Source organism: Ensifer sp. NM-2 (assembly GCF_003024455.1).
Taxonomy (GTDB): Bacteria; Pseudomonadota; Alphaproteobacteria; order Rhizobiales; family Rhizobiaceae; genus Ensifer; species Ensifer canadensis.
The window spans coordinates 46833-67732 of the sequence record NZ_PVZR01000030.1 but is presented as its reverse complement, the minus strand read 5'-3'; the positions used below and the strand labels follow the sequence as shown (position 1 = coordinate 67732).

The following is a 20900-nucleotide window of genomic DNA, read 5'->3' as shown; positions in this document are numbered from 1 at the left end:
TTTCCGGGGTGAAAAGATTTGCAACTGCCGGTGGACTTGTGGAGCAAGTGATCTGAGTTGTAAGCGATATGGCAGGGAAAGTGGCAGCGCGCCGCAACCGTGGGGCCATGGGTGCGTCGCAAGGGCAATCGCCTCGACCTTCAAGGGACGGGCGAGAACGACATCATCACAAATGTGGTCGAGCCAGTCGTCGATCACCATCCAGTTGCGCGTCGCCCTCGACCTCGGCATGCGAGTTCTCGTGGTAGCATTCGAAACGCACCGAGCGATTGACGATCGTTTTTCACCCGGTCCGATCTGAGCATCTTCCGCTGCTGTCCTGCACCACCAGATGACTGTAGGATTTGTGCTAGCGCCAGATCCTGGTAAAGCCGTTCATCTCTTAAAACAGCCTCGGGTACGATTTTTGAATCGATAGATTGACCCATGGTTCGTCCGGCGACGGTCTCATTGCTGACGGTCTTGACCTCCGTCAGTTTCTCGCTGTTTAAGTAGGTCCTCTCCTTTGGGAAGCAGTGCTGCAAAAAATCTTACGGCGTGTCCACTATGGGTGTGACGCACCCGTCTTTGGGCGCTGGTTTCTCTCACTCATGCATCGAACCCGGACCTTTAATTTGGAACTCGGAACAGATTGGATTTCTTGCCTTGTGATAACATTACGTGAAGGCTTCACTTAGCCTCACCTTCGGATAAAACGCGTAGCTTGGTTCCTATATGCCTTTCGACCGAGAAAGCCGGGACTGTTTTCTCCATTCAGTCCAACGCCCGCGTCCTCTTCGAGTCGACAGCTTGCCGGGTTTTAACGGATGTCCGTATGCTTGCTTGGGCATGCCCCTCCATCGGGGCAGGCCCGCGCGACTAAGTGCATGCCTTATAGCGAAGCCGCCTAGGCAAGCTGGTAAACCAGCTGGGCTGCAGCAAGATCGGCAAGCCCGGAGCCCACACTCTTGAAACAGGTGATCTGGTCCGGGTTCGTGCGTGCGAACTCGTTGTTGCGACAAAGATCTGTCAGTGTCCCCAGGATAGCGTTATGTCCAATCACGCCGGCGGCAAGGGGCTTGATAAGTTCTCCTGCTTCCTCAACCGCGACCGTGGTATCTATGTAGATAGACGAGCGACGCATCACTTCATCATCTGCCTCTCGCATATCCGGGGTAAAGGCCCCGATGAGATCGACGTGAGTGCCAGGTTTGAGCCACTCGCCTCGAATGACGGGCGCAGTTGCAAGCGTTGCGGCGCTGACGATGTCAGCGGCTTCGATTGCGGTTTTAATGTCCGCCGTCGATTCAGCGGGAAGACCACGGTCTCGCAGGGAGGAGGCGAGACGATCGGCTTGTTCGTGATGGATGTCCCAGATGACGATGCGCCGAACCGGTCGTACAGCTACATAGGCGTCCGCGATTAGGCTTCCCACGCGCCCAGCGCCTAGAATGACAAGCGATGAGGCGTCCTCTCGCGAGAGATATTTGGCCGCAAGCGCCGATGTTGCCACAGTGCGCCGGCTCGTCAGCGTGTTTCCGTCCATGAGGGCCAATTGCTCGCCTGTAACGGCGTCGTAGAGCATGTATGTCGATACGACAGCAGGCAGCCTACGCTTCATGTTACCCGGCATGATGGTCACCAGCTTCACGCCAAGAAAGTGATCTTCGTCGTCGGCGTTGGACCAGGCGGGCATCAGAAGCAAAGTGCCGTCGGGCTCGTTTTCGCTGGTTAATGTGTGATGGTGGCGCGCGGGTGTCTGGCATCCCTTCGCGAAGCCACGCTGAAGAGCGGCAACCAACTCCGGGAAGAGAAGCCTTGCAGCGGTCTGACTGGCGTCAAGTATTAGTGGTTCACCCATATTCGCCTCCTGCTCAACAGCACCATAAAGGGTTGTGATACTATGTGTTGGTCAACAGCCAGCTCGGTCTCTGACCACACCGTGATTCCTCGCACCAAGGTCGCGCTAATCCGCCGTCGCACAAACGTCGTTAGAACGAAGCAGTTGGGGCATGATGGTCGTCGGCATAGCGCCAGCCGCCCGGTGGATTAAATTGGCGCTCGACGCGCCTCATCGATATAGAGTTCGCGCAACCGGGTGGCCACCGGACCTGGCAAACCCGCCTGGGCTGGCCCCGTTGAATCAAGCAGCTTGCGGTCGACAACCGATGTTACTTCTTAGACGGCATCGGCGAAGACAAACCTGCGGCCGAAGATCGAGATTTTCGCTTCGGTCTCCCACAAAAATTGCGCGTTCAGGTATACAATTCGGCTCAACTATTCCGCCCTCGCTCGGGGGTTCGGTTATCATTCGGTCGAAAAAACATCTCAAGACGGGCACACTCAGACGACGAACCGTACCGCGCGTTGGATCTCGAAATAGTTTTGCGCCTTGAAGCGCAACGTCCGTGGCGCGATATGCTCCATCCCGGGATACCAGCTGTTCCTATAGGCGTCCGTCGGATTGGTATATTCGACAACAAGCTCGAATGGCTCGGGAAGCTTTGGCACGGCGTGCTTGAAGTTTCCCGATAGCGCCTTCTCCACACCCTCACGGATCGCGATTACAGCTGCCGCCGGGACCAACGATTTTGTCGCGGGACCAAAGCCTTCACTGGTGGCTAGTGTGGCGATACCCGGTACCTCAACTTCAGCTTCGGCACACATTCCAGCATCGCCGGAAAGAAATGCTGACGGTACACCGTAGCGCGAAGCACAAAGGGCATTGAGGGTGAACTCAGAAGCCACTTCGCCGTTAATCAGCAGCCTCGAAACCGCACCGCTCAACGTGTGAGCCAGAGGATTCGTGTCGGCGCCCGCCTTATTATGGTAGCCGATATAGAGTGCGGCCGAAAAACTCGCATCGATGCCGAACATCATCTCATCGGGATGCCCGCTCCAGCCCCTGATAACGCTCACGTACGCCGGCAGTTTTGATAGTATCAAGTTGCGCGCCGAAGAATGTGCGTCTTTCACAACGATTTCCTTTGCGCCGGCCGCTTGCGCTCCTTCGCAGGCGGCGACCAGTTCATTCGTCATGTATTCGCGAAACTCTTCGTACTCAGGCTGTCCCTTCTTGGCTTCGTCCCAAGCCGTAATTCCTGCGGTGCCTTCGATATCCGAGCTAATGAAAATCTTCATTGTGGGTTCCTTGCATACGAAAATAAGCGCGAGCAAAAGGGACGCCCGGAGTAGCTCAGGGCGGCGTTTACCTCACGTGGTGACCGATTAGTTCAGCGTTCGCTGAAGTGTTCAGGTATTAGCTGGCAGTGCCAAGTTGGAGGGCGAATGGTGCTCAAATTCCGAACCTCCCGATCATGATTTTGCATCCTGCCGGGTAGCCTCACCGACATATCCTATGAAATCGCCGTGCAGGCGGGTGACAGCGTTGAGCCGTTCCTCCACTTGTGGGCCAAGCTCCTTGAATACCGAGTTAATTAGGAGGTTGCTCAGGTTCGCCATATGAGCCGTCGAATCCCAGAACATATCGAACTCCGTTCGCACGACGAACATTTCATCGGCAAGATCATGACCCCAATCGCAATAGGCATCGGTTATCAGCATTAGCGGGATACCGCGCGACTTCGCGTTCTTGGCCAATGATTCCGATAGCCGCGAGTATCTTCGCGCCTCAAAGATCACGAGCGCAGTCGATTTTTCCCCATTTAACAATGCCTCAGAGAAGTTGCCGCCGGCGATATCTACAAGATGCACGTTAGGGCGCAGATATTGGAGCTGATGGGCAAAGTAGTGTGCAAGACCCCGCTCCGTCTGGAAGCCTGCGACAAAGACCTGTCGGTAGCGGGCAAGTTTTTTCACCGCGCGCGCCCAAGGCTCTGTTCTCGCCAGTTCATAGATCCGCACAAGGCTCGCGATTTCTAACTCCAGCCCGCGTCCTTGCTCATCTTCACCAGACTTGTTTCGATCATGAAACTCCTTCAGGCGGTCACCAAGGAGCCACGGGCCCCCTCCGATGTCGTGCTGCAGGTCTTCCTTCAGAGCTTTGAAGTTCTGAAAGCCCAAAGTACGGCAAAAGCGTCCCACCGTCGGTTCGCTCACACCTATCCGCTTCGAGATTGAGGCGGCGGTGTCAAACGGCAGTTCAGCGATGCTTGCCAGCATGAAAGTCGCTATTCGGCGTTCCGCCTTCGACCCCGTAAGAAGATACTCATTTAAGCGTTGTTCTACCGTCTTCGCGGACATTTGAAGCCTTGATAGTTCCGTAATCGTGCCGTTTTGGTGAAAGGAAACTTTCATCCGAAGGCCGTTCTTACATTTCATATGCCCCGAATTGGAAGGGTGTCAAACTGAAATTTAAATTACAAAATACATATTGACTTTATAGAACTTACAAATAGCCTATTGCGGAAAGTTCGAGTAACGGACAAAAAATTGGGGAACTAAAATGATTAAAAAGGTCTTTGTGGCCTCGATGCTTGCTGCCTTGTCGTCGGCGGCTTCGACGTATTTGACGCCGGCTTTTGCCGGCGAGGGCGAGACGTTCCGGATGATCGTCGAGGAGCCTCGTTTCATGGATCCCAATCGGGTGGATGACGGCGGGATTGCCATTCAGACCCAGCTCTTCGAGCCGCTCGCAAAGATTCAGAACGACGGCACGCTTGTTTATTTGCAAGCCAATTCGATCGAGCGATCCAGCGATGGTTTGACGTGGACCGTAAAGCTGAAACCGGAGAATAAGTGGTCGAATGGCGAGCCCGTTACCGCCAAGGATTGGGAGTACTCTCTCAAGCGCATCCTGGATCCGAGCATCGCGAGCGGAAACGCGCAATTTTTGACGGAGATCAAGGGCGCCAAAGCGTACAACGCCGGCGAGACCAAAGACGCCTCGGCGGTCCATATCAAAGCCGTGGATGATTTCACGCTGGTTATCGAAACTGAACGAGTGGCGCCCTCATTCCTGGCGAAGCTTGCGCTCCCTTACATTACTCCCGTTCCGCAGGCCGTGGTGGCTCAATGGGGCGAGCGATGGACGCTTCCCGAACATATCGTTTCCAATGGCCCATACAAACTTGTGGCCCGGGTAAACGATCAATCGATCGAAATGAACGTCAATCCATTCTATGCCGGGAAGAAGCCGACAATTGACACGATCAGAATGACGGTCGCGTCGGGCGATATCTGCGAAGCGCAACTTCGAGCCTATGAAGCTGATGAGATCGACTTCGCCACATGCATTCCGATACAGGACATTCAGCGGGTTCGGCAGGACGCCACTCTCGCAAAAGAATTGATTGCGAATCTTGATTCCGGAACCTGGTGGGTCCAGTACGACAATTCGCATGCTCCTTGGGACAACAAGGACGTGCGGCACGCGTTGAGCCTGGCCATTGATCGGAATGCGCTGTCGTCAGTCATTAGCGATGGAACCGCGGCAGTGGCAAATACGATCGTTCCGCCAGGTATTCCTGGTGCAAACGAGGATGACGCCATTAAGGGAAATGTGGAGACTGCCCGCGAGCTTCTAGCCAAGGCTGGCTACCCGAACGGCGCCGGTTTCCCTCCATTCACCCTCACAGTACGTGATAGCGCTTCGCAGCCGATCGTAGCACAACTGCTGCAGCAGATGTGGTCTGAGAATCTCGGCATCAACGCCACGATCAACGTCATGGAGCTGAAGGCTTTCGCCGCTTGGGTCAACGCCCGCAAGAATGCGCCCTACGACATCATAACTGCTCTCTGGGTATCCGACTACGTCGATCCCGAAAATTGGTATGGTGATCTGATTACCGATGACTATCGCAACAGCCATTTTAAGAACGAGGACTTCGCATCACTCATCAAACAAGCGAAGGTGGCTACGGACGAAACCCAGAGGATTGCGACCTACCGGCAAGCAAACAAAATCTTTGAAGAGCAACAACCGATGAGCGCCCTCTATCGGGAAACCTCGCTCTGGCTTGTAAAGCCCTACGTCAAGAACCTTCTGCCCGATACCACTCTTAGACTCTATCCCATCCGCGATACGGAAATTGTTCGGTAGGCTGAGGCAGACATGATCTCCTTTATATTGAGGCGAGTGCTTGCCAGTATCCCAACTCTCTTGGTTGTTTACACGGTAACATTCGCAATAGCCCATCTCACGCCTGGATCGCCATGGGACAGCGCGAGCGCGAATAGACCGATGGAGCCGGCCGCGAAGGCGGCCCTGGATGCAAAATACAATCTGGATGCGCCATTGCACGTTCAGTACGTCGGCTATCTCTGGGGGGCCGTCCAAGGCGATCTCGGTCCATCGTTTCGTGATCCCACGCAATCCGTCACCGATATCGTGAAGAAGTTTCTTCCGACATCGCTTGCTCTCGGCTCAATGGCAATCGTCCTCGCCATCGTGATGGGGCTTTTGCTTGGCGTCGTGGCGGCCCTGACACGTTCGAGAGCCCTGGAGACTGCGATATTGTTCTTCTGTACCTTCTGCGTGTCTCTACCAACCTACATCATCACTGCGGTGTTGATCGTAACATTGGGAGTAGGACTTGGACTTGTTCCAACGTTTGGCTGGAAGGGGCTCTTTTCCACCTCGGCAATCGTCCCCGTGGTCTCACTCGCACTCGCTCCAATGGCGGCGGTTGCCCGGTATTGTCGAAACTGCGTGCTGGAGGTCATGCACAAGGATTTTGTCCGGTCAGCTCGGGCCAAGGGCGTAAAACGAGGTCGCATCATCGCGGTTCATATACTGAGAAATGCCGTGGTTCCTGTTGTAACAGTTGCCGGGTCATACGCCTCCTCAGTACTCGTTGGTTCATTTTTCGTGGAATCCATCGCTGGCGTGCCCGGGTTCGGGCGGTACTTCGTGCTGGCGGTGTCGGCAAGAGACTATCCTGTGATCATTGCGACAACACTGGTGTACGCAGTGATTGTGGTTCTCTGCAATTTGCTTGTCGACATAGCTCATTTCATAATCGACCCCCGAACCCGCGAGGACGTACGATGACGATGGTCCCATCGGCCCAGCGGCGTGGTGTTTCACTGCTACCCGCATCTCTTCGCAGCAAGCCCGGTCCAGCCGTTGCCGTAGCGTTCCTTGTGCTGATCGTCGTTGTCGCGGCATCCGCTTCATTCCTGCCTTACGATGCGTATCGTCAGGATCTGCTTCACAGAAATTCACCCCCCAGTTGGAACCACTTACTTGGGACCGACGAGTTGGGCCGTGACATGCTGGCTCGTCTTGCGATCGGAGCCCGTGTCTCACTGGTAGTTGCCGTGACATCCACCGTGGCGGCGGTTCTGATCGGCATCGCTGTAGGCGCCATCGCGGGATACAGACGAGGCTGGATCGACAGTGTTTGCATGCGCTTCGTGGACAGCATGTACGCATTCCCCGATACGTTGTTTGCAATTCTAATCGCCGGAATTGTGAAGGGGCAGTTGAGCCAGTCTTCCACTGACTTCTTTTCACCGATAACGGCGCTTTATAAAATGTCGGGGGGGCTGTTCGGTGTCTTCCTCACTTTGAGTTTTACCTCTTGGCTGATTTGCGCGCGAATTGTGCGTGCAGAAGTCATCATACTTAGATCGGCTGAATATGTCGCCGCCGCTCGGCTGGCCGGCGCTTCGGACTTGTTCGTGATGCGGCGTCACATTTTGCCGAACTGTCTGCCGGTGATCATCGTCTCGGCAACGTTCGTCGTGCCAAGTGCGATACTGCTTGAAGCTGGGTTGAGTTTCCTGGGCGTTGGCGTCGATCCACCCACACCGAGCTGGGGAGCAATGATCGCGTCTGGCGTGAGATCGATGCAGTCGTATCCGCATCTGCTTGTAACCCCAGCAATAGCGGTGGGGCTGACCTTGTTGTCCATCAACGTGCTCGGGGATGCATTGCGCGAGCATTTCGATCCTTCGTTCAGACGTGGCGGAGAGACCTCATGAGTGAACTCCTGAATGATATGGGCGAGACGACAAACAACATCGGTACTCGCGTAGGTGACACGATCCTCGAAGCCCGAGACTTGCATGTCATTTTTGGCACCGGTGTGCGGGCGGTGGATGGAATCAATCTCGAGATCTATCGTGGCGAGACGCTCGGGGTCGTGGGGGAGAGCGGTTGTGGTAAATCCACCCTTGGGCGCGCACTGTGCATGCTCGAGGCTCCGAGTGGCGGAAGCGTTGCGCTTAATGGTTCGCCGATCAGCAATATGAAGGGTCGCAGCCTGCGTGAGGCCAGGAAGAGCCTTCAAATGGTGTTCCAGGACCCCTACAGCAGCCTTGACCCAAGGCAACGCGCTGGCGAAATCATTGGGGAGCCACTCCTTCTAGCCGGGGTCGATAAAAAACAACGGCAGTTGCGGGTGAATGAACTGCTTGATCTCGTTTCGATTGGAGCGTCTGGGTATTCGCGGTTTCCGCGGGAATTCAGTGGCGGGCAGCGGCAGCGAATTGGGATCGCCCGGTCACTCGCGGCAAACCCCGAATTGATAATCTGCGACGAGCCCGTCAGTGCGCTCGACGTGTCCGTTCAGGCTCAGATCGTCAATTTGCTCGTGTCGCTGCAGCGCAAGCTAAACCTGACCTATGTGTTCATATCCCACGACTTGGCGGTCGTTCGGCAGATGGCGGACCGGGTTGCGGTCATGTACCTTGGTCGAATTGTCGAGCTAGCGGATGCGGATAAGATATTTGCAGCTCCGCGTCATCCCTACACAGCAGCCTTGCTGTCAGCGGTGCCGAGAATGCCGACATCTTCAGCCAAGCGCAAACCGATCCCGCTGCCGGGCGATCCTCCTTCTCCGATGCATTTGCCACCCGGCTGTCGGTTCCAATCGCGATGCTGGCTCAGGCAAAAGCTCGGTTCACCGGACGTATGCTCAGCCGTCGACCCGATGTTGTCGGGCACAGGTGACCACCAGGCGGCCTGTCACTTTCAAGAACATGTCGACGCACAGCGCGGAGCCCAGAATGCTTAATCAGATCAGACATTCTGCCGACCATGATGCGATATTGTCAGTTGAGAATCTGTCGATAGACATTGAAAGCAAGCACGGTGTGCTTCATGTCGTGCGCGGTGTTTCCTTCCACGTCAATGCGGGTGACCGGATTGGTGTTGTAGGAGAGTCGGGATGCGGGAAGTCAACCCTGGCTCTCGCCATCATGAGACTGCTCGCTCCGGGCGCGGCTCCCGTCGGTGGTAGCATTCAGTTTCTTGGAACCGATCTGCTCGCGCTGTCGGAAATGGAGATGCGCCGACTGCGCGGCAACGAGATTGGAATGGTTTTTCAGGACCCTGCGGCGAGCCTGAACCCGATGATGACCGCAGGGCGTCAAGTCGGCGAGACAATCGAGGCTCATAAGGGCGTCTCGAGAAAGATCTCGGCCAGCGCGGCGGTCGACATGATGCGCTCCGTCAGGATTCCTGAGCCAGCCGTCCGCGCCAGCCAGTATCCGCACCAGTTTTCCGGGGGCATGCGCCAGCGCGTAGTCATCGCGATGGGAACGGCGAATACGCCCAAATTGATCATAGCCGACGAGCCGACCACGGCTCTCGATGTCACCGTTCAAGCACAGGTGATCGAGCTCCTCGAAAAGATGAACACCGATACCGGTTCGTCGATTGTCTTCATTTCTCACAATATCGCCCTGGTGTCGGAGTTTTGCTCCCGGGTGGTAGTCATGTACGCCGGGCGTATAGTCGAAGAAGGTTCAACATCGGACATCTTTTCGAGACCGTATCATCCCTACACCTCGGCGCTCATAAAATCGGTTCCTCCGCTTGATGAACGACTTGCGGACGGTTTGGTCCCGATCGAAGGGCGGCCGCCGAATTTGGCGAGCAAGCAAGTCGGCTGCGCGTTTGCGGCTCGGTGCAGCTCCAAAATCGAGAAATGCACGCAAAGCAGCCCGCCTCTTGTGGCGATGGGCCCCCGAAAGGTTGCATGCTGGGCGACTGCAGCACACTCGTAACTGACGTACACGGGGTAGAGCTGGCACTTCCCCCGACTCGCGGAGATATCCAGGGCCTCAGCCGCGGCTGCTAATAGGAATGGCGTGCAACACGCGTGCTTTCTCGCTGTATCCAGCGCATCGCTCATTCGAGCTGGCTCTGCGCCGGGTGCATCCATCGCTTGCGACATGCAAACCTGATGAATTTCGGAGGGACAGGAATGATTGAAGTCGAATGGGCGCGCATGACCGCCCCCGATGTGCGGGCGATCGCGATGCAGAAGGCCGCGCTGGCAATCCTTCCCATAGGTTCTCTTGAACAGCACGGACCGCACCTCCCGGTCGTCACTGATACGGCGAGCGCATCGGAAGCGGCCATTCGGGCCGCGCCGCTGGTGGCCGCTGAAACTCCTGTTGCGGTACTGCCGGGCCTATGGCTTGGAATGAGCGAACACCACCTACCCTTCGGCGGGACGATCTCGATCGACTATGAGACAATGAGCAAGGTCCTGCGGTGTATCGTGCGTTCGCTGAAAGCGCTGGGCTTCGCCCGCCTCATGATCGTAAATGGGCACGGAGGCAACGTCGAGCCGCTCGCTATTTCGGTGCGAGAGCTAGCTGTCGAATTCGAAATGCCAATTGTTTCTTGTCTGCCTTGGGATTTGGCGCGAGAGGAAGCAGCGAAGGTTTTTGAAGTCGATAAGCGCTCTCAGCATGCCTGCGAGGGAGAAGCATCCGTCATGTTGGCGATTACTCCTGCAACGGTCCGCTCAGATCGTTTCGAACAAGCGTTCGTGGAGCAAACCCACCCACTGAACCCATCGCTTGGCGGCACGCGGTTCTACTCCTTCGCTGAGTATGCTCCGGTCTCAGGAACATGGGGAGATCCTCGCAGCGCGACAGCGGAGAAGGGCGAGCGCTTCCTGGATCTTCAGGCATCAGAACTAGTGAAGCTCATCCAGCTTCCAACGCTGTGGACCAAACCTGATCCAGTGTGGACTCCGGGGCGCGGCTTACAAACGACGGAAGGAAGGTTTGGCAAATAGCGAAACGGGTGCACGAAGGACGGCCGGATAAATACGTCCGCCTTTGTCGCCGCGACAATCTCTGACAAACCGGCTGTGACGAAGGTCATCTCGCCGACAGCCTCTGCGCGCGTGGAACAATCTTCAGCAGCGCGTCTTTCTCATCCAGAATGATAGATTTATGTCACAGGCTCCTTGACGAAAGAAAAATATCATCTTATCGCTTGTAGAAGAACATCAGAAATAAAATCGAGTTTAGTGCATCTTTTGGTATTTAAGAGGTGAGGAGGACTTATGAACCGTCGCGAACTGTTAATATCTTCGTCAATTCTTGCGCTCACCTCAACGTGTTTGTTTGCTAATATTGCGACAGCAAATTCAACTCAGCCGGAAATCACAATCGTAATATCAAGTGACGAGAACGGCGCGCCACATCTAGATCCAATCCGAGCGACGTTGCTAAGCGTCACTGCCGGATTGATTTATGATCGGCTCATCGCGATGTCTAATGATCGTACGTTTCACCCGCATCTCGCAGAGTCTTGGGACGAAAGCGAGGACGGGTTGAACTGGACATTCGTGCTGAAGAAGAACGTTCGTTTCCACGACGGGGAGCCCTTCAATGCGTCTACTGTCGCCTGGTGGATCTCGAAATTCGAAGACAGCGTGAACCAGCATGTGAGCGGTGCGATCGATCGCGTTGTCGTGATGGACGAGCACAATGTTCGTTTCGAGATGAAACGGCCGGATCCCAATCTGCTCTATAATCTCGCTTCATACTTCATGGGGATTCCGTCACCCAAGGCGTACGAGGCTGCAGCAGGGAATTTCGGAGTAACCGAAGCCATCGGGACAGGTCCGTACAAGTTGGAAAGCTTTGCCGTCGGACAGCAGACAGTCCTTGTCGCTAACGAGGAGTATGCATGGGGCAGTGAGCTGTCCGAAAACAAGGGCGCGCCGGAGATCAAGCGGCTGGTTCTTCGTGAAATACAAGACTCGTCGGCAACCTTTTTGGAAATCGATACCGGTAGCGCAGACATATTGATGAGTGTGCCCACGGAGTTCGTCCCGCGTCTTGCGATGAACGCGGACATCGAACTCCGCAACATGCCCGCGACCGGCGTTTCCTACCTTCAATTCAACACAAGCAGCGCGCCATTCTCTGACCACCTGGTCCGGCAGGCTATTGCCCACTCCATAGACCAGGAGCCTATTCTAAAGGCCGTGTTCAACGGATCGGGCGCCACCGCCCATCAATTTCTTGTTTCATCGCTGGAAGAATCGGACGTTCAACCTGAACTTCTGATCCGCAAGGATAGCGAGAAAGCCAAGCAACTTCTCGACCAGGCCGGTTGGATACTCGGGTCTGACGGCGTTCGAACGAAAAACGGACAGCAACTGAAAGTGCGCCTGTGGTCGGCTTCCGAAACTGCCTACAAACGTATGGCGGAAATCGTTCAGGCGCAGCTAAAGCCCGTCGGGGTGATAGCCGAAGTGGCCCTTTTTGATAGCGCCAGCCTTCGGGACGCGCTGCGAAAAGGTGATCATCAACTGGTGATCAGCCACTACGATTGGGACAACGCTGATATTCTTGATTGGTGTTTCAGCGCAAAGAATATCCCGCATCCGAACAGTTCGCGTTGGAATAGTCCGGGTTCCGAAGAACTGCGCCAGGACGCCATGAGCGGCGCCCGCAATTGGCGCGAGCGGGTGGTGAAGTATAAGAAATATCATGAGTATCTTCTCGAAAATTTCGTATTCGTACCTCTGCACGAGTTTGATAAGACGGTCGCAGTCAATCACAGCAGGTTAGTCATACCGGACCAGATTCGCGAGACGACCATCGGGAGCGCTACTCTGCTCGACACAAGGTGGCGGTAAACAGGCAATGTCATCGTTTATCTTACGACGCCTTGTTGCCGTCATCCCGACCTTCTTTGTTGTTTCGCTTACGGTTTTTCTCCTGATCCACCTCGTGCCAGGAGATCCGATCGACAGTCTCATGCGTGCCGGGTCTTCGCCGGCATTGCGCGAGCAGATGGCCACGAAGTACGGGTTGGATAGAGGTGTTTTCGAGCAATATATCATCTGGATGGGTAAGGTCCTGACGCTGGATTTCGGTACATCGATCATTCAGGGGCGACCCGTCGCCGCCTTGATTACCCAGAATCTTCCCGCCAGTCTCATTCTGGGCGGTGCGGCATTCCTGTTTTCCTCTCTTGCCGGGATCGCCGCTGGAGTACTGGCGGCGAAGTACTACGGAACGCGCATTGATAGCAGTATCACGTCCGGCATTCTGCTGGGGTCGACCATACCCAGTTTCTGGCTTGCTTTGCTGCTTATCCTTGTATTCGCGGTCTGGTTGGGTTGGGTGCCCGTGTCGGGTGCGCGGGGTTGGTCTTCGCTGATACTCCCTGTCATTGCGACTGGCCTCGGGGGTGTGGCCCTTGTCGCTCGCGTCACGAAAGTCTCAATGATCGAGATCGGCCGGCAGGACTTCGTTACGCTGCTGCGCGCGAAGGGTGTTTCCGAAAGCCGCATCAGGCTGCGGCACATCCTGCGTCATGCTCTCGTCCCCGTCATTTCCATTCTCGGGTTACGCATAGGATGGATTCTGGGGGGCGCCATCACTGTCGAGGTCGTGTTTGCTCGTCCTGGCTTGGGATCATTGCTAATCCGGGCGCTGAGCCAGCGGGACTACCCTCTTGTTCAGGGATGTCTCCTGATGCTGTCGATGGCGGTTATCCTCGGAACGATAATTGGAGATATCGCGCAAGCTGCAATGGATCCGCGACAGCGTGAGGCTTCCAAATGACAGCGATTGTTTCTCGTAGCCGGCGTTTGCGGTTGCCGATCTCGGTGCCGGCAGTCGTGGCAGGACTCTTTATCGTTCTGCTGGTGGTCTCTGCGGTGTTCGCGCCGCTGATCGCGCCCTATGCCTACGACGCGCAGAATATCGAGGTCATGAATGAGGAGCCGTCGCTCGCTCATATCTTCGGCACTGACGAATTCGGCCGCGATGTTTTGTCCCGAATAATTGTCGGCGCTCAGACCTCATTGTTCGTTAGCGTAACGGCAGTCGGCTTTTCGGTCTTGGCCGGATTGGTGCTGGGGGCAGTTTGCGGATATTTTGGTGGACTTGTTGATCGCGCGTTGATGACCGTGATCGATCTGACGTGGTCCTTTCCTGAGATCCTTATCGCACTCATGCTCGTAGCCGTCGTCGGCGCTGGACTGCACGGTGTGATTATCGCGGTCGCAATCGCCTACTTGGCGCAATTCTCGCGACTGACGCGGACCCAGGTCATGCAGCTCAAGAAGGAAGCCTACATAGATGCGGCCGTGGTTCTTGGGGCAAGCAACTTCCATATTTTGTTCCGTCATCTTCTACCCAATGCTTTAGCGCCTGTTTTGGTCGCTGCGATGCTGGCAACCGGTGATGCCATCATTCTCGAAGCCACGTTGGGCTTTTTCGGTCTGGGAGCGCAGCCGCCGACACCGAGTTGGGGGGCAATGATGAGCTCGGGCACGGCACAGCTGTTTGTTGCTCCATGGGTCATCATAATACCGGGCTGTGCCGTGGCGCTGACCGTTATCGCACTTAACATTGTGGGCGATGCGTTGATCGCGTCACTGGATTTCCGCAGCAAGGCCAGGGAGGCGTAGAATGCTACTCTGCGTGGAGAAGTTGCGAATAGCATTCGGCTCCTTTGCTCCGGTACAGGACGTCACCATCAGTGTCGACCGGGGAGAGATCCTCGGCCTCGTCGGCGAGTCCGGTTCTGGGAAATCGCTTACCGCCACAGCCTTGATGGGATTGCTGGGTTACATAAATGGCCATGTCGCCGGAGGACGCATCCTGTTCGACGGTGAGGATCTTACCAACTTGCCGGAAGAAGATATGCGCCGCCTGCGTGGCAGGCGCATTGGTCTCATTACGCAAAACCCGATGACTTCATTGGACCCGATGATCCGCGTGGGCAAGCAGATCGAGCAAGCCGCAAAGATGCACATCGGAATGGACGGCAAAGCCGCGTACAGAAAAGCTATCGATCTTATGAAGGACGTACGTATCCCTGATCCGCAACGTGTTCACGCCCTGTATCCACATCAGCTGTCCGGTGGTATGAAGCAGCGGATAGTTATCGCCATGGCTCTGGCGGGTGAGCCAGATCTGTTGATCGCTGACGAACCCACAACAGCCCTTGATGCAACAGTTCAAGCCCAGATCATCCGAAACCTCGTCGAGTTGGTAAAGATTCGCGGGCTCGCGATGATCTTGATCACCCATGACATGGGCGTCGTTGCTCAAACCTGTGATCATGTTGCAGTTATGTACTGCGGGCGGATCGTTGAGCGCTCATCCGTGGGCTCGATTTTTGCGGCGCCCCAGCACCCCTACACGCAAGCCCTCATCGGCTGCATTCCGAGAAGCGGCATGCGATCGGGAACGCTGGTCGGTATTCCGGGAATGGTGCCAAGTACCGCGGCATTGCCGTCGGGATGCAGCTTTCATCCGCGCTGCAGCAAAGCGCACACGACCTGTCGCGAATGTGTACCGGAGTTTCGCCAATCCGGCCGTTATGCCGGCGTGGCTTGTCATCTGGCGGGGCGACATGAGTGAAATAATCTCCGTTAAAAATCTAAGCCGCCGCTTCGTAACCAAGCGCTTCTTTCGAAAGCAGGAAGTCTTCTCTGCCGTACGCGACGTAACTTTCAGCGTTGATCGAGGCGAGATTATCGGCGTCGTCGGCGAATCCGGCTGCGGTAAATCTACGCTGGCACGGCTAATTCTAAGGCTGTTGGAGCCAAGCGCCGGCGAGATTACTTTCGAGGGAAGGGATCTGGCCTTTTTCTCAAAGCGTGAGATGCGGCGCTTACGCCAGAAGATGCAAATGGTCTTCCAGGATCCGTATTCGTCCATCGATCCGCGTTTCACTGTTCAGAATGCTTTGCTCGAGCCATACAAGGTTCAGGGGTTGTCACCAGGTAAAGCGGACAAGCGTGTTGCGGAGCTCCTGAACATGGTCGGGTTGGACGCATCCTTGGCGCGCCGGTACCCTCACCAGCTCTCTGGTGGCCAAAAACAGCGGGTGGGAATTGCTCGGGCGCTCGCCCTTAATCCTTCGTTGATTGTGCTCGATGAGCCCACTGCCTCTCTCGATGTTTCTGTGCAGGCGCAGGTGATCAACCTGCTCGACGGGCTGCGCAACGAACTCAACCTGACCTATATTTTCATATCGCATGACCTGAATCTGGTGCGTTACTTCTGTGACCGAACAATCGTCATGTATGCCGGCCGGATCGTGGAAGTTCTGCCAAAGGACGTTCCGCCTACCCATCCGTATGCCCGCATGCTCATGAGTAGCATGTTTGAACCAGATCCAAGCAGTCGGCGTGAAATTTCAAGTTTAACCGGCGAAGCGCCGAGCGGCTACAACTTGCCCCTTGGCTGTTCTTTCGCAGCGCGTTGTACCCACGCGACGGAAATGTGCAGCCGGAACGATCCTGTATTGCAGCTATTCGATGAAGATCATCAAGTTGCTTGTCACCACGCACGCGAACCCAACAGGCAGATCATGGAAGCGTAGCGGAGCGGCATCGTAGCAACAAACACCACACCTTTCATAGGAGGAGAACACGATGAGCTATTGTGTCCTGACTGCCGAGTTCGCTCATGAAACAAACACCTTTAACGTGAGGAAGACCGATCTCGACGCATTCGTCGCCCATGGCCTTTATGAAGGTGCCGCGGCAATTGAAGCGCGTGGCGACGCGAACACCGAACTTGCCGGTTTCCTTGATCGAAGTCGCGAGTATGGTTGGGATGTCGTGCATACCATCAGCACGGATGCGGAGCCTGCGGGTCCTGTTACACGAGTTGCCTTCGATCATATCGCCGGCAAGATTATCGACAAGGCAAAAGAGCTCGGGAGTGGGCTCGATGGCATCCTGCTCGGCCTTCATGGCGCGATGGTCACCGAGTACTCGCAGGATGGCGAGGGCGAGTTGCTGGAGCGGTTGAGGCAGGTACTCCCTCGCCGAATCCCGATCTCCGTCACTCTGGATCCACATGCGAATGTGACCGCCAAGATGTGCGAACACGCCGATATCCTCTTGTCCTTCAAAACGTATCCTCACGTCGATATGCGCGAGACAGCTCGTCACGCAGCGGATCTGTTGCAGCAGGCAATGGCAGGCGTAGTCAGGCCGAAAACCCTTCTCGTGCGGTGCCCAATGCTTGAGGAAGCTAACGCGGGACGTACCGACATGGGACCAATGATCAAATGGATTGCCGAAGCAAAACAACATGAAATGACACCCGGAGCTTTGGCGGCCAGCATTAATGGCGCTTTTCCGAACGCTGATATAGCTGAAGTGGGACCTACCGTTGTGGTGACATACGAAGGCGACCCAGCGCCGCACAAAGCCTTTGCTGAGCGCATTGCCGAAGAAATATGGAATAACCGCGCAAATATCCTCAACACGTTTTATACGCCGGCGGAAGCCGCGCAACTGGCCTTGGACTATGAGGGCGACCAGCCGCTCATCATTGCTGAGTATGCCGACAACCCGGGAGCTGGCGCCTACGGTGATGCGACGGCTCTCCTGGACGCTTTGCTCCGCGCGAAGGTCTCTAATGTATGCTTCGGGCCGATGGTGGATCCTGAAGCAGTGCGGGTTCTGTCGCAGATGAACATTGGCGATAGCGCGTCAATATCGCTTGGTGGAAAATCAGATTCCCGTTTCGGCGGCGCGCCGCTTAAGGTGAATGCAAAGCTCTTGCACCTCAGCGACGGCAAACTGATAGGAACCGGTGCGCAGCTTGGCGGCCTGGAGTTAACCTTCGGACCGACCGTCGTCATCAAGATCGACGGGATCGCCGTACTCGTGGTGACTGAGCGCTCCCAGTTGCGCGATCAACAACAATTCCGAGCTTTTGGCATCGAGCCGACAGCGTATCGGGTGATCGTCGTCAAGTCCATGCAGCATTTTCGCGCCGATTTTGAGCAGATTGCAGGCCGGATTATCGTCTGCGACAGCGGGGCATTATGCACCATGGATTACTCGAAGATCCCCTACCGGAATGTACCCCGCCCAATCTACCCGCTTGATGCGTTCTGAGAACGGTCGCAGCAGTCAGGGCGCGAACTCTCCCCCATGCGGGGACGGACCATGTAGTTGGACGGGCCAGAAATACGAACTGAGCGTTCCTAGTAACGCCAGCAACCATTGTTTACTACGGAGCATGGCGTGATTGTTAAATCTGCCGCACAGCATTCAGACGTTATCGTACTCGGCGCCGGAATCGTGGGAGTCTGCATCGCGCTGCATCTTCAAAAGCGTGGCAAGTCAGTCGTCCTGGTCGACCGGAAGGAGCCGGGGGAGGAGACGAGTTATGGGAACGCGGGGTTGATCGAATGCTCGAGTGTGATGCCGTACGGGGCCCCCCGTGAGCTTGGGACTTTGCTGCGTTACGGCTTGAACCGTTCGGCAGAGGTGCGTTTCGACTGGTCATACTTTCCCCAAATTGCACCATGGCTCTGGCGTTTCTGGCGCGAGTCCGCTCCAAAACGATTGAGGAAGGCCGCGTCCGACATGTGGCCGCTGATTAGCCGTTCGGTGATGGAACATGAGGCGCTGGCATCCGAGGCGGGGGTGACTTCAGAGTTACATCGCTCAGGTTGGATTGAAACCTTCCGAAGGCCAAGCTCACTTGCAAAGGCCAAGACAGCGCTCCGAGACCTTGCCCCCTTTGGGGTCCGATATGATGTGCTCGACGCAGGTTTGCTGAACGAACGCGAGCCCCACCTTTCAAGCGAGTTCGTCGGAGGGGTCCATTGGCTCGATCCAGCGACGGTGCGTGATCCCGGGGGTCTGGTAAAAAGCTACGCGAAGACGTTCTTCCAGCGGGGCGGCAAGTTCTACAAGGCAGACGCATCGAATCTCGTGAATGACAGGATCCGATGGCGCCTGAATCTGGAGAGCCAGAGTCTGTTCGCGCAAGACGTTGTCGTTGCGCTCGGTCCCTGGTCTAACGACGTGGCGCGACGATTTGGCTATCGGCTTCCCTTTGTCGTCAAGCGAGGCTACCACGTCCATTATTCGGCAAAAAACGGGGCGATGCTTAACCACCCGGTATTCGATGCGGATGGAGGGTATGTTCTGTCTCCCATGCGCCAGGGCGTTAGGTTGGCCACCGGAATCGAGTTCGCGCCCCGAGACAGTCGCCCGAATTTTTCTCAACTGGATTTTGTCGAACCGCTCGCCAGACGAACCTTTCCGCTCGACGGCAGGATTGAATCGGAGCCATGGATGGGGTCAAGACCTTGCCTTCCCGACATGCGCCCAATCATTGGACAAGCGCCAAGACATAAGGGCCTGTGGTTTGCATTTGGCCATAACCATCACGGTCTGACATTGGGCCCGGTTACTGGACGGCTGTTGGCTGAAATGATGACCGGGCAGGTATCTTTCACTGATCCGCGTCCCTACGCGATGGACCGTTTCTCTTAGCCTTCCGGACTTTGCCTTCCAACATCGATCTCGAATTCCGAACATGTCAAAGAGGTTTAGAATTGCCCCCTTCAAATTGGACTAACGCCAGTCGTCTGGAAGCGAGCGTTTCAGACGCAATCGACACGTACGTTTTCGCCGAAATGAGGCGCCAACGGATTCCGGGAATGGCACTTGGAATCTACAAGAATGGCTCGATTGTACTGGCGAAAGGGTATGGCAAGGCCAACCTCGAACTCAATGTCCCAATGACGGCGGACAGCGTGCTGCAGTCTGGGTCGGTCGGCAAATCATTCACAGCGACCGCGCTGATGATGCTGGTTGAGCGGGGCAAGGTCAAATTGGACGACAGCATCAGAGACTATTTCCCAGAAGGACCGGATAGCTGGAAAGAAATCAGAATAGCCAATCTTCTTTCGCATACGTCGGGATTGGCCGCCTATGACGATCCACAGCTTCAACTCCCCGACGGTCCATTCGATATCAGACGCGATTATTCGGAAGACGAGTTGGTGGCAGCAATCGGAAAGCTGCCGCACGATTTTGATCCGGGCGATGACTGGGCCTATAAGAACACCAACTTCGTCTTGCTCGGCATCTTGATTCATAGAGTGACAGGCCAACCCTACGGCGAATTCCTCGCGCAGAACATATTCCGTCCGTTGGGGATGATGTCATCGAGCGTCATTTCGGATCAGGATATCGTCCCGAATAGAGTATCGGGCTACGAGATGGTCGGGGGCGTTCTCAAAAATCAACAATGGGTGTCGCCCACCTTCAACTCGACAGCTGACGGCACGCTCTATTTTACCGTTCGCGATCTCGAACAATGGGACCGGGCACTTTGTGGTGAAAACCTCTTAAAAGCGGCCTCGCTGGAAAAGATGTGGACCCCCTATCCCTATGGCGGGAAGTCCGAGAAGGAGGGCTACGGATTTGGATGGAGGATACAGTACATCAACGGACGGCGCGTGATTGGCCACAATGGCGCATGGCAGGGGTTCTCTACGTCATTCTCACGCTATTTGGATGACACGTTGACCATTGTCGCGTTGTGCAATCTCGATGCGATGCATTGCAGCCCGGTTTCAATCGTCCGAGCCGTCGCCGGTATAATATCTCCTTCTCTTGAAGTCCCTGAACGTCCGCCCATAGCCGACGATCGAGAAAAACTGACGGCATCGTCCTGGGCGCAGTTCTGTAGCCTGATGAATGGCGACATCACCGGCAAGGGGACCCAAACCGAAACATTCTCTGCGGAACAAGTTCGTGATCTGCAGTCTTCGTTGCCGGTACAATGGGGCGAGAATTTTCCAGTCCTTATTGAACGCACCGTCGAGAAGGAAGGTCTCATTTCAGTGTATAAGATCGGGAATGTAAACGACACGCGTTTGCTTAGAGTTTTGAGTTTGGAGGACGAAGGTGTTGCATCGTTCAGCATTCTCGCGGATCCGGATAACAGATAGGGGTGTTAAGAGACAGCCG

General features: G+C 55.6%; 17 protein-coding genes. 14 read left to right on the top strand and 3 right to left on the bottom strand.

What is annotated here, in order from left to right:
* Positions 1 to 886: 886 nt before the first annotated feature.
* From C6558_RS34760 to C6558_RS34745, 3 genes are all read right to left on the bottom strand, one after another.
* Positions 887 to 1840 (bottom strand): ornithine cyclodeaminase family protein, encoded by a 954-nt coding sequence (locus C6558_RS34760; protein WP_107028433.1) that lies wholly within the window; start codon positions 1838 to 1840, stop codon positions 887 to 889.
* 482 nt (positions 1841 to 2322) lie between these two features.
* Positions 2323 to 3120, bottom strand: a complete 798-nt coding sequence (locus C6558_RS34750; RefSeq protein WP_107028432.1) for a M55 family metallopeptidase — start codon at positions 3118 to 3120, stop codon at positions 2323 to 2325.
* Between the two features lie 174 nt (positions 3121 to 3294).
* Entirely contained in the window at positions 3295 to 4236 is a 942-nt protein-coding gene (locus tag C6558_RS34745; RefSeq protein WP_245449278.1) for a MurR/RpiR family transcriptional regulator, read from the bottom strand.
* Positions 4237 to 4384: 148 nt separating this feature from the next.
* On the opposite strand from C6558_RS34745, the gene C6558_RS34740 reads away from it, so the two are divergent.
* The 14 genes from C6558_RS34740 (at position 4385) to C6558_RS34675 (ending at position 20881) form a co-directional block, all read left to right on the top strand.
* Complete coding sequence (locus C6558_RS34740; protein ID WP_245449276.1) at positions 4385 to 5980, top strand: peptide ABC transporter substrate-binding protein; 1596 nt, start codon at positions 4385 to 4387, stop codon at positions 5978 to 5980.
* Between the two features lie 12 nt (positions 5981 to 5992).
* Positions 5993 to 6931: an ABC transporter permease gene (locus C6558_RS34735; protein WP_107028431.1), complete on the top strand. Its 939-nt coding sequence runs from the start codon at positions 5993 to 5995 to the stop codon at positions 6929 to 6931.
* Positions 6928 to 7866, top strand: coding sequence for an ABC transporter permease (locus C6558_RS34730; protein ID WP_107028430.1), 939 nt, complete (start codon positions 6928 to 6930; stop codon positions 7864 to 7866). Before C6558_RS34735 ends, C6558_RS34730 begins: the two co-directional genes overlap by 4 nt.
* Complete coding sequence (locus C6558_RS34725) at positions 7863 to 8900, top strand: ABC transporter ATP-binding protein (RefSeq protein ID WP_245449274.1); 1038 nt, start codon at positions 7863 to 7865, stop codon at positions 8898 to 8900. The genes C6558_RS34730 and C6558_RS34725 overlap by 4 nt, the downstream gene beginning before the upstream one ends.
* A complete protein-coding gene (locus C6558_RS34720) occupies positions 8893 to 9894 on the top strand; it encodes an ABC transporter ATP-binding protein (RefSeq protein ID WP_245449272.1) in 1002 nt (333 codons plus the stop codon). The genes C6558_RS34725 and C6558_RS34720 overlap by 8 nt, the downstream gene beginning before the upstream one ends.
* 200 nt (positions 9895 to 10094) lie before the next feature.
* A complete protein-coding gene (locus C6558_RS34715; RefSeq protein ID WP_107028428.1) occupies positions 10095 to 10919 on the top strand; it encodes a creatininase family protein in 825 nt (274 codons plus the stop codon).
* Between the two features lie 273 nt (positions 10920 to 11192).
* The gene (locus C6558_RS34710) at positions 11193 to 12779 is read left to right on the top strand and encodes an ABC transporter substrate-binding protein (protein ID WP_107028427.1); all 1587 of its coding nucleotides are present in this window, start codon (positions 11193 to 11195) and stop codon (positions 12777 to 12779) included.
* Positions 12780 to 12786: 7 nt separating this feature from the next.
* Positions 12787 to 13713, top strand: a complete 927-nt coding sequence (locus C6558_RS34705; protein WP_107028426.1) for an ABC transporter permease — start codon at positions 12787 to 12789, stop codon at positions 13711 to 13713.
* Complete coding sequence (locus tag C6558_RS34700) at positions 13710 to 14564, top strand: ABC transporter permease (protein ID WP_107028425.1); 855 nt, start codon at positions 13710 to 13712, stop codon at positions 14562 to 14564. Before C6558_RS34705 ends, C6558_RS34700 begins: the two co-directional genes overlap by 4 nt.
* Before the next feature lies 1 nt (position 14565).
* A complete protein-coding gene (locus tag C6558_RS34695) occupies positions 14566 to 15522 on the top strand; it encodes an ABC transporter ATP-binding protein (RefSeq protein WP_107028424.1) in 957 nt (318 codons plus the stop codon).
* The gene (locus tag C6558_RS34690) at positions 15515 to 16489 is read left to right on the top strand and encodes an ABC transporter ATP-binding protein (protein WP_107028440.1); all 975 of its coding nucleotides are present in this window, start codon (positions 15515 to 15517) and stop codon (positions 16487 to 16489) included. The genes C6558_RS34695 and C6558_RS34690 overlap by 8 nt, the downstream gene beginning before the upstream one ends.
* 52 nt (positions 16490 to 16541) lie before the next feature.
* Entirely contained in the window at positions 16542 to 18023 is a 1482-nt protein-coding gene (locus tag C6558_RS34685) for a M81 family metallopeptidase (RefSeq protein ID WP_107028423.1), read from the top strand.
* A gap of 132 nt (positions 18024 to 18155) precedes the next feature.
* Complete coding sequence (locus C6558_RS34680) at positions 18156 to 19415, top strand: FAD-binding oxidoreductase (protein WP_107028439.1); 1260 nt, start codon at positions 18156 to 18158, stop codon at positions 19413 to 19415.
* An 11-nt stretch (positions 19416 to 19426) separates the two neighbouring features.
* Complete coding sequence (locus C6558_RS34675) at positions 19427 to 20881, top strand: serine hydrolase domain-containing protein (RefSeq protein ID WP_371412325.1); 1455 nt, start codon at positions 19427 to 19429, stop codon at positions 20879 to 20881.
* Positions 20882 to 20900: the final 19 nt, after the last annotated feature.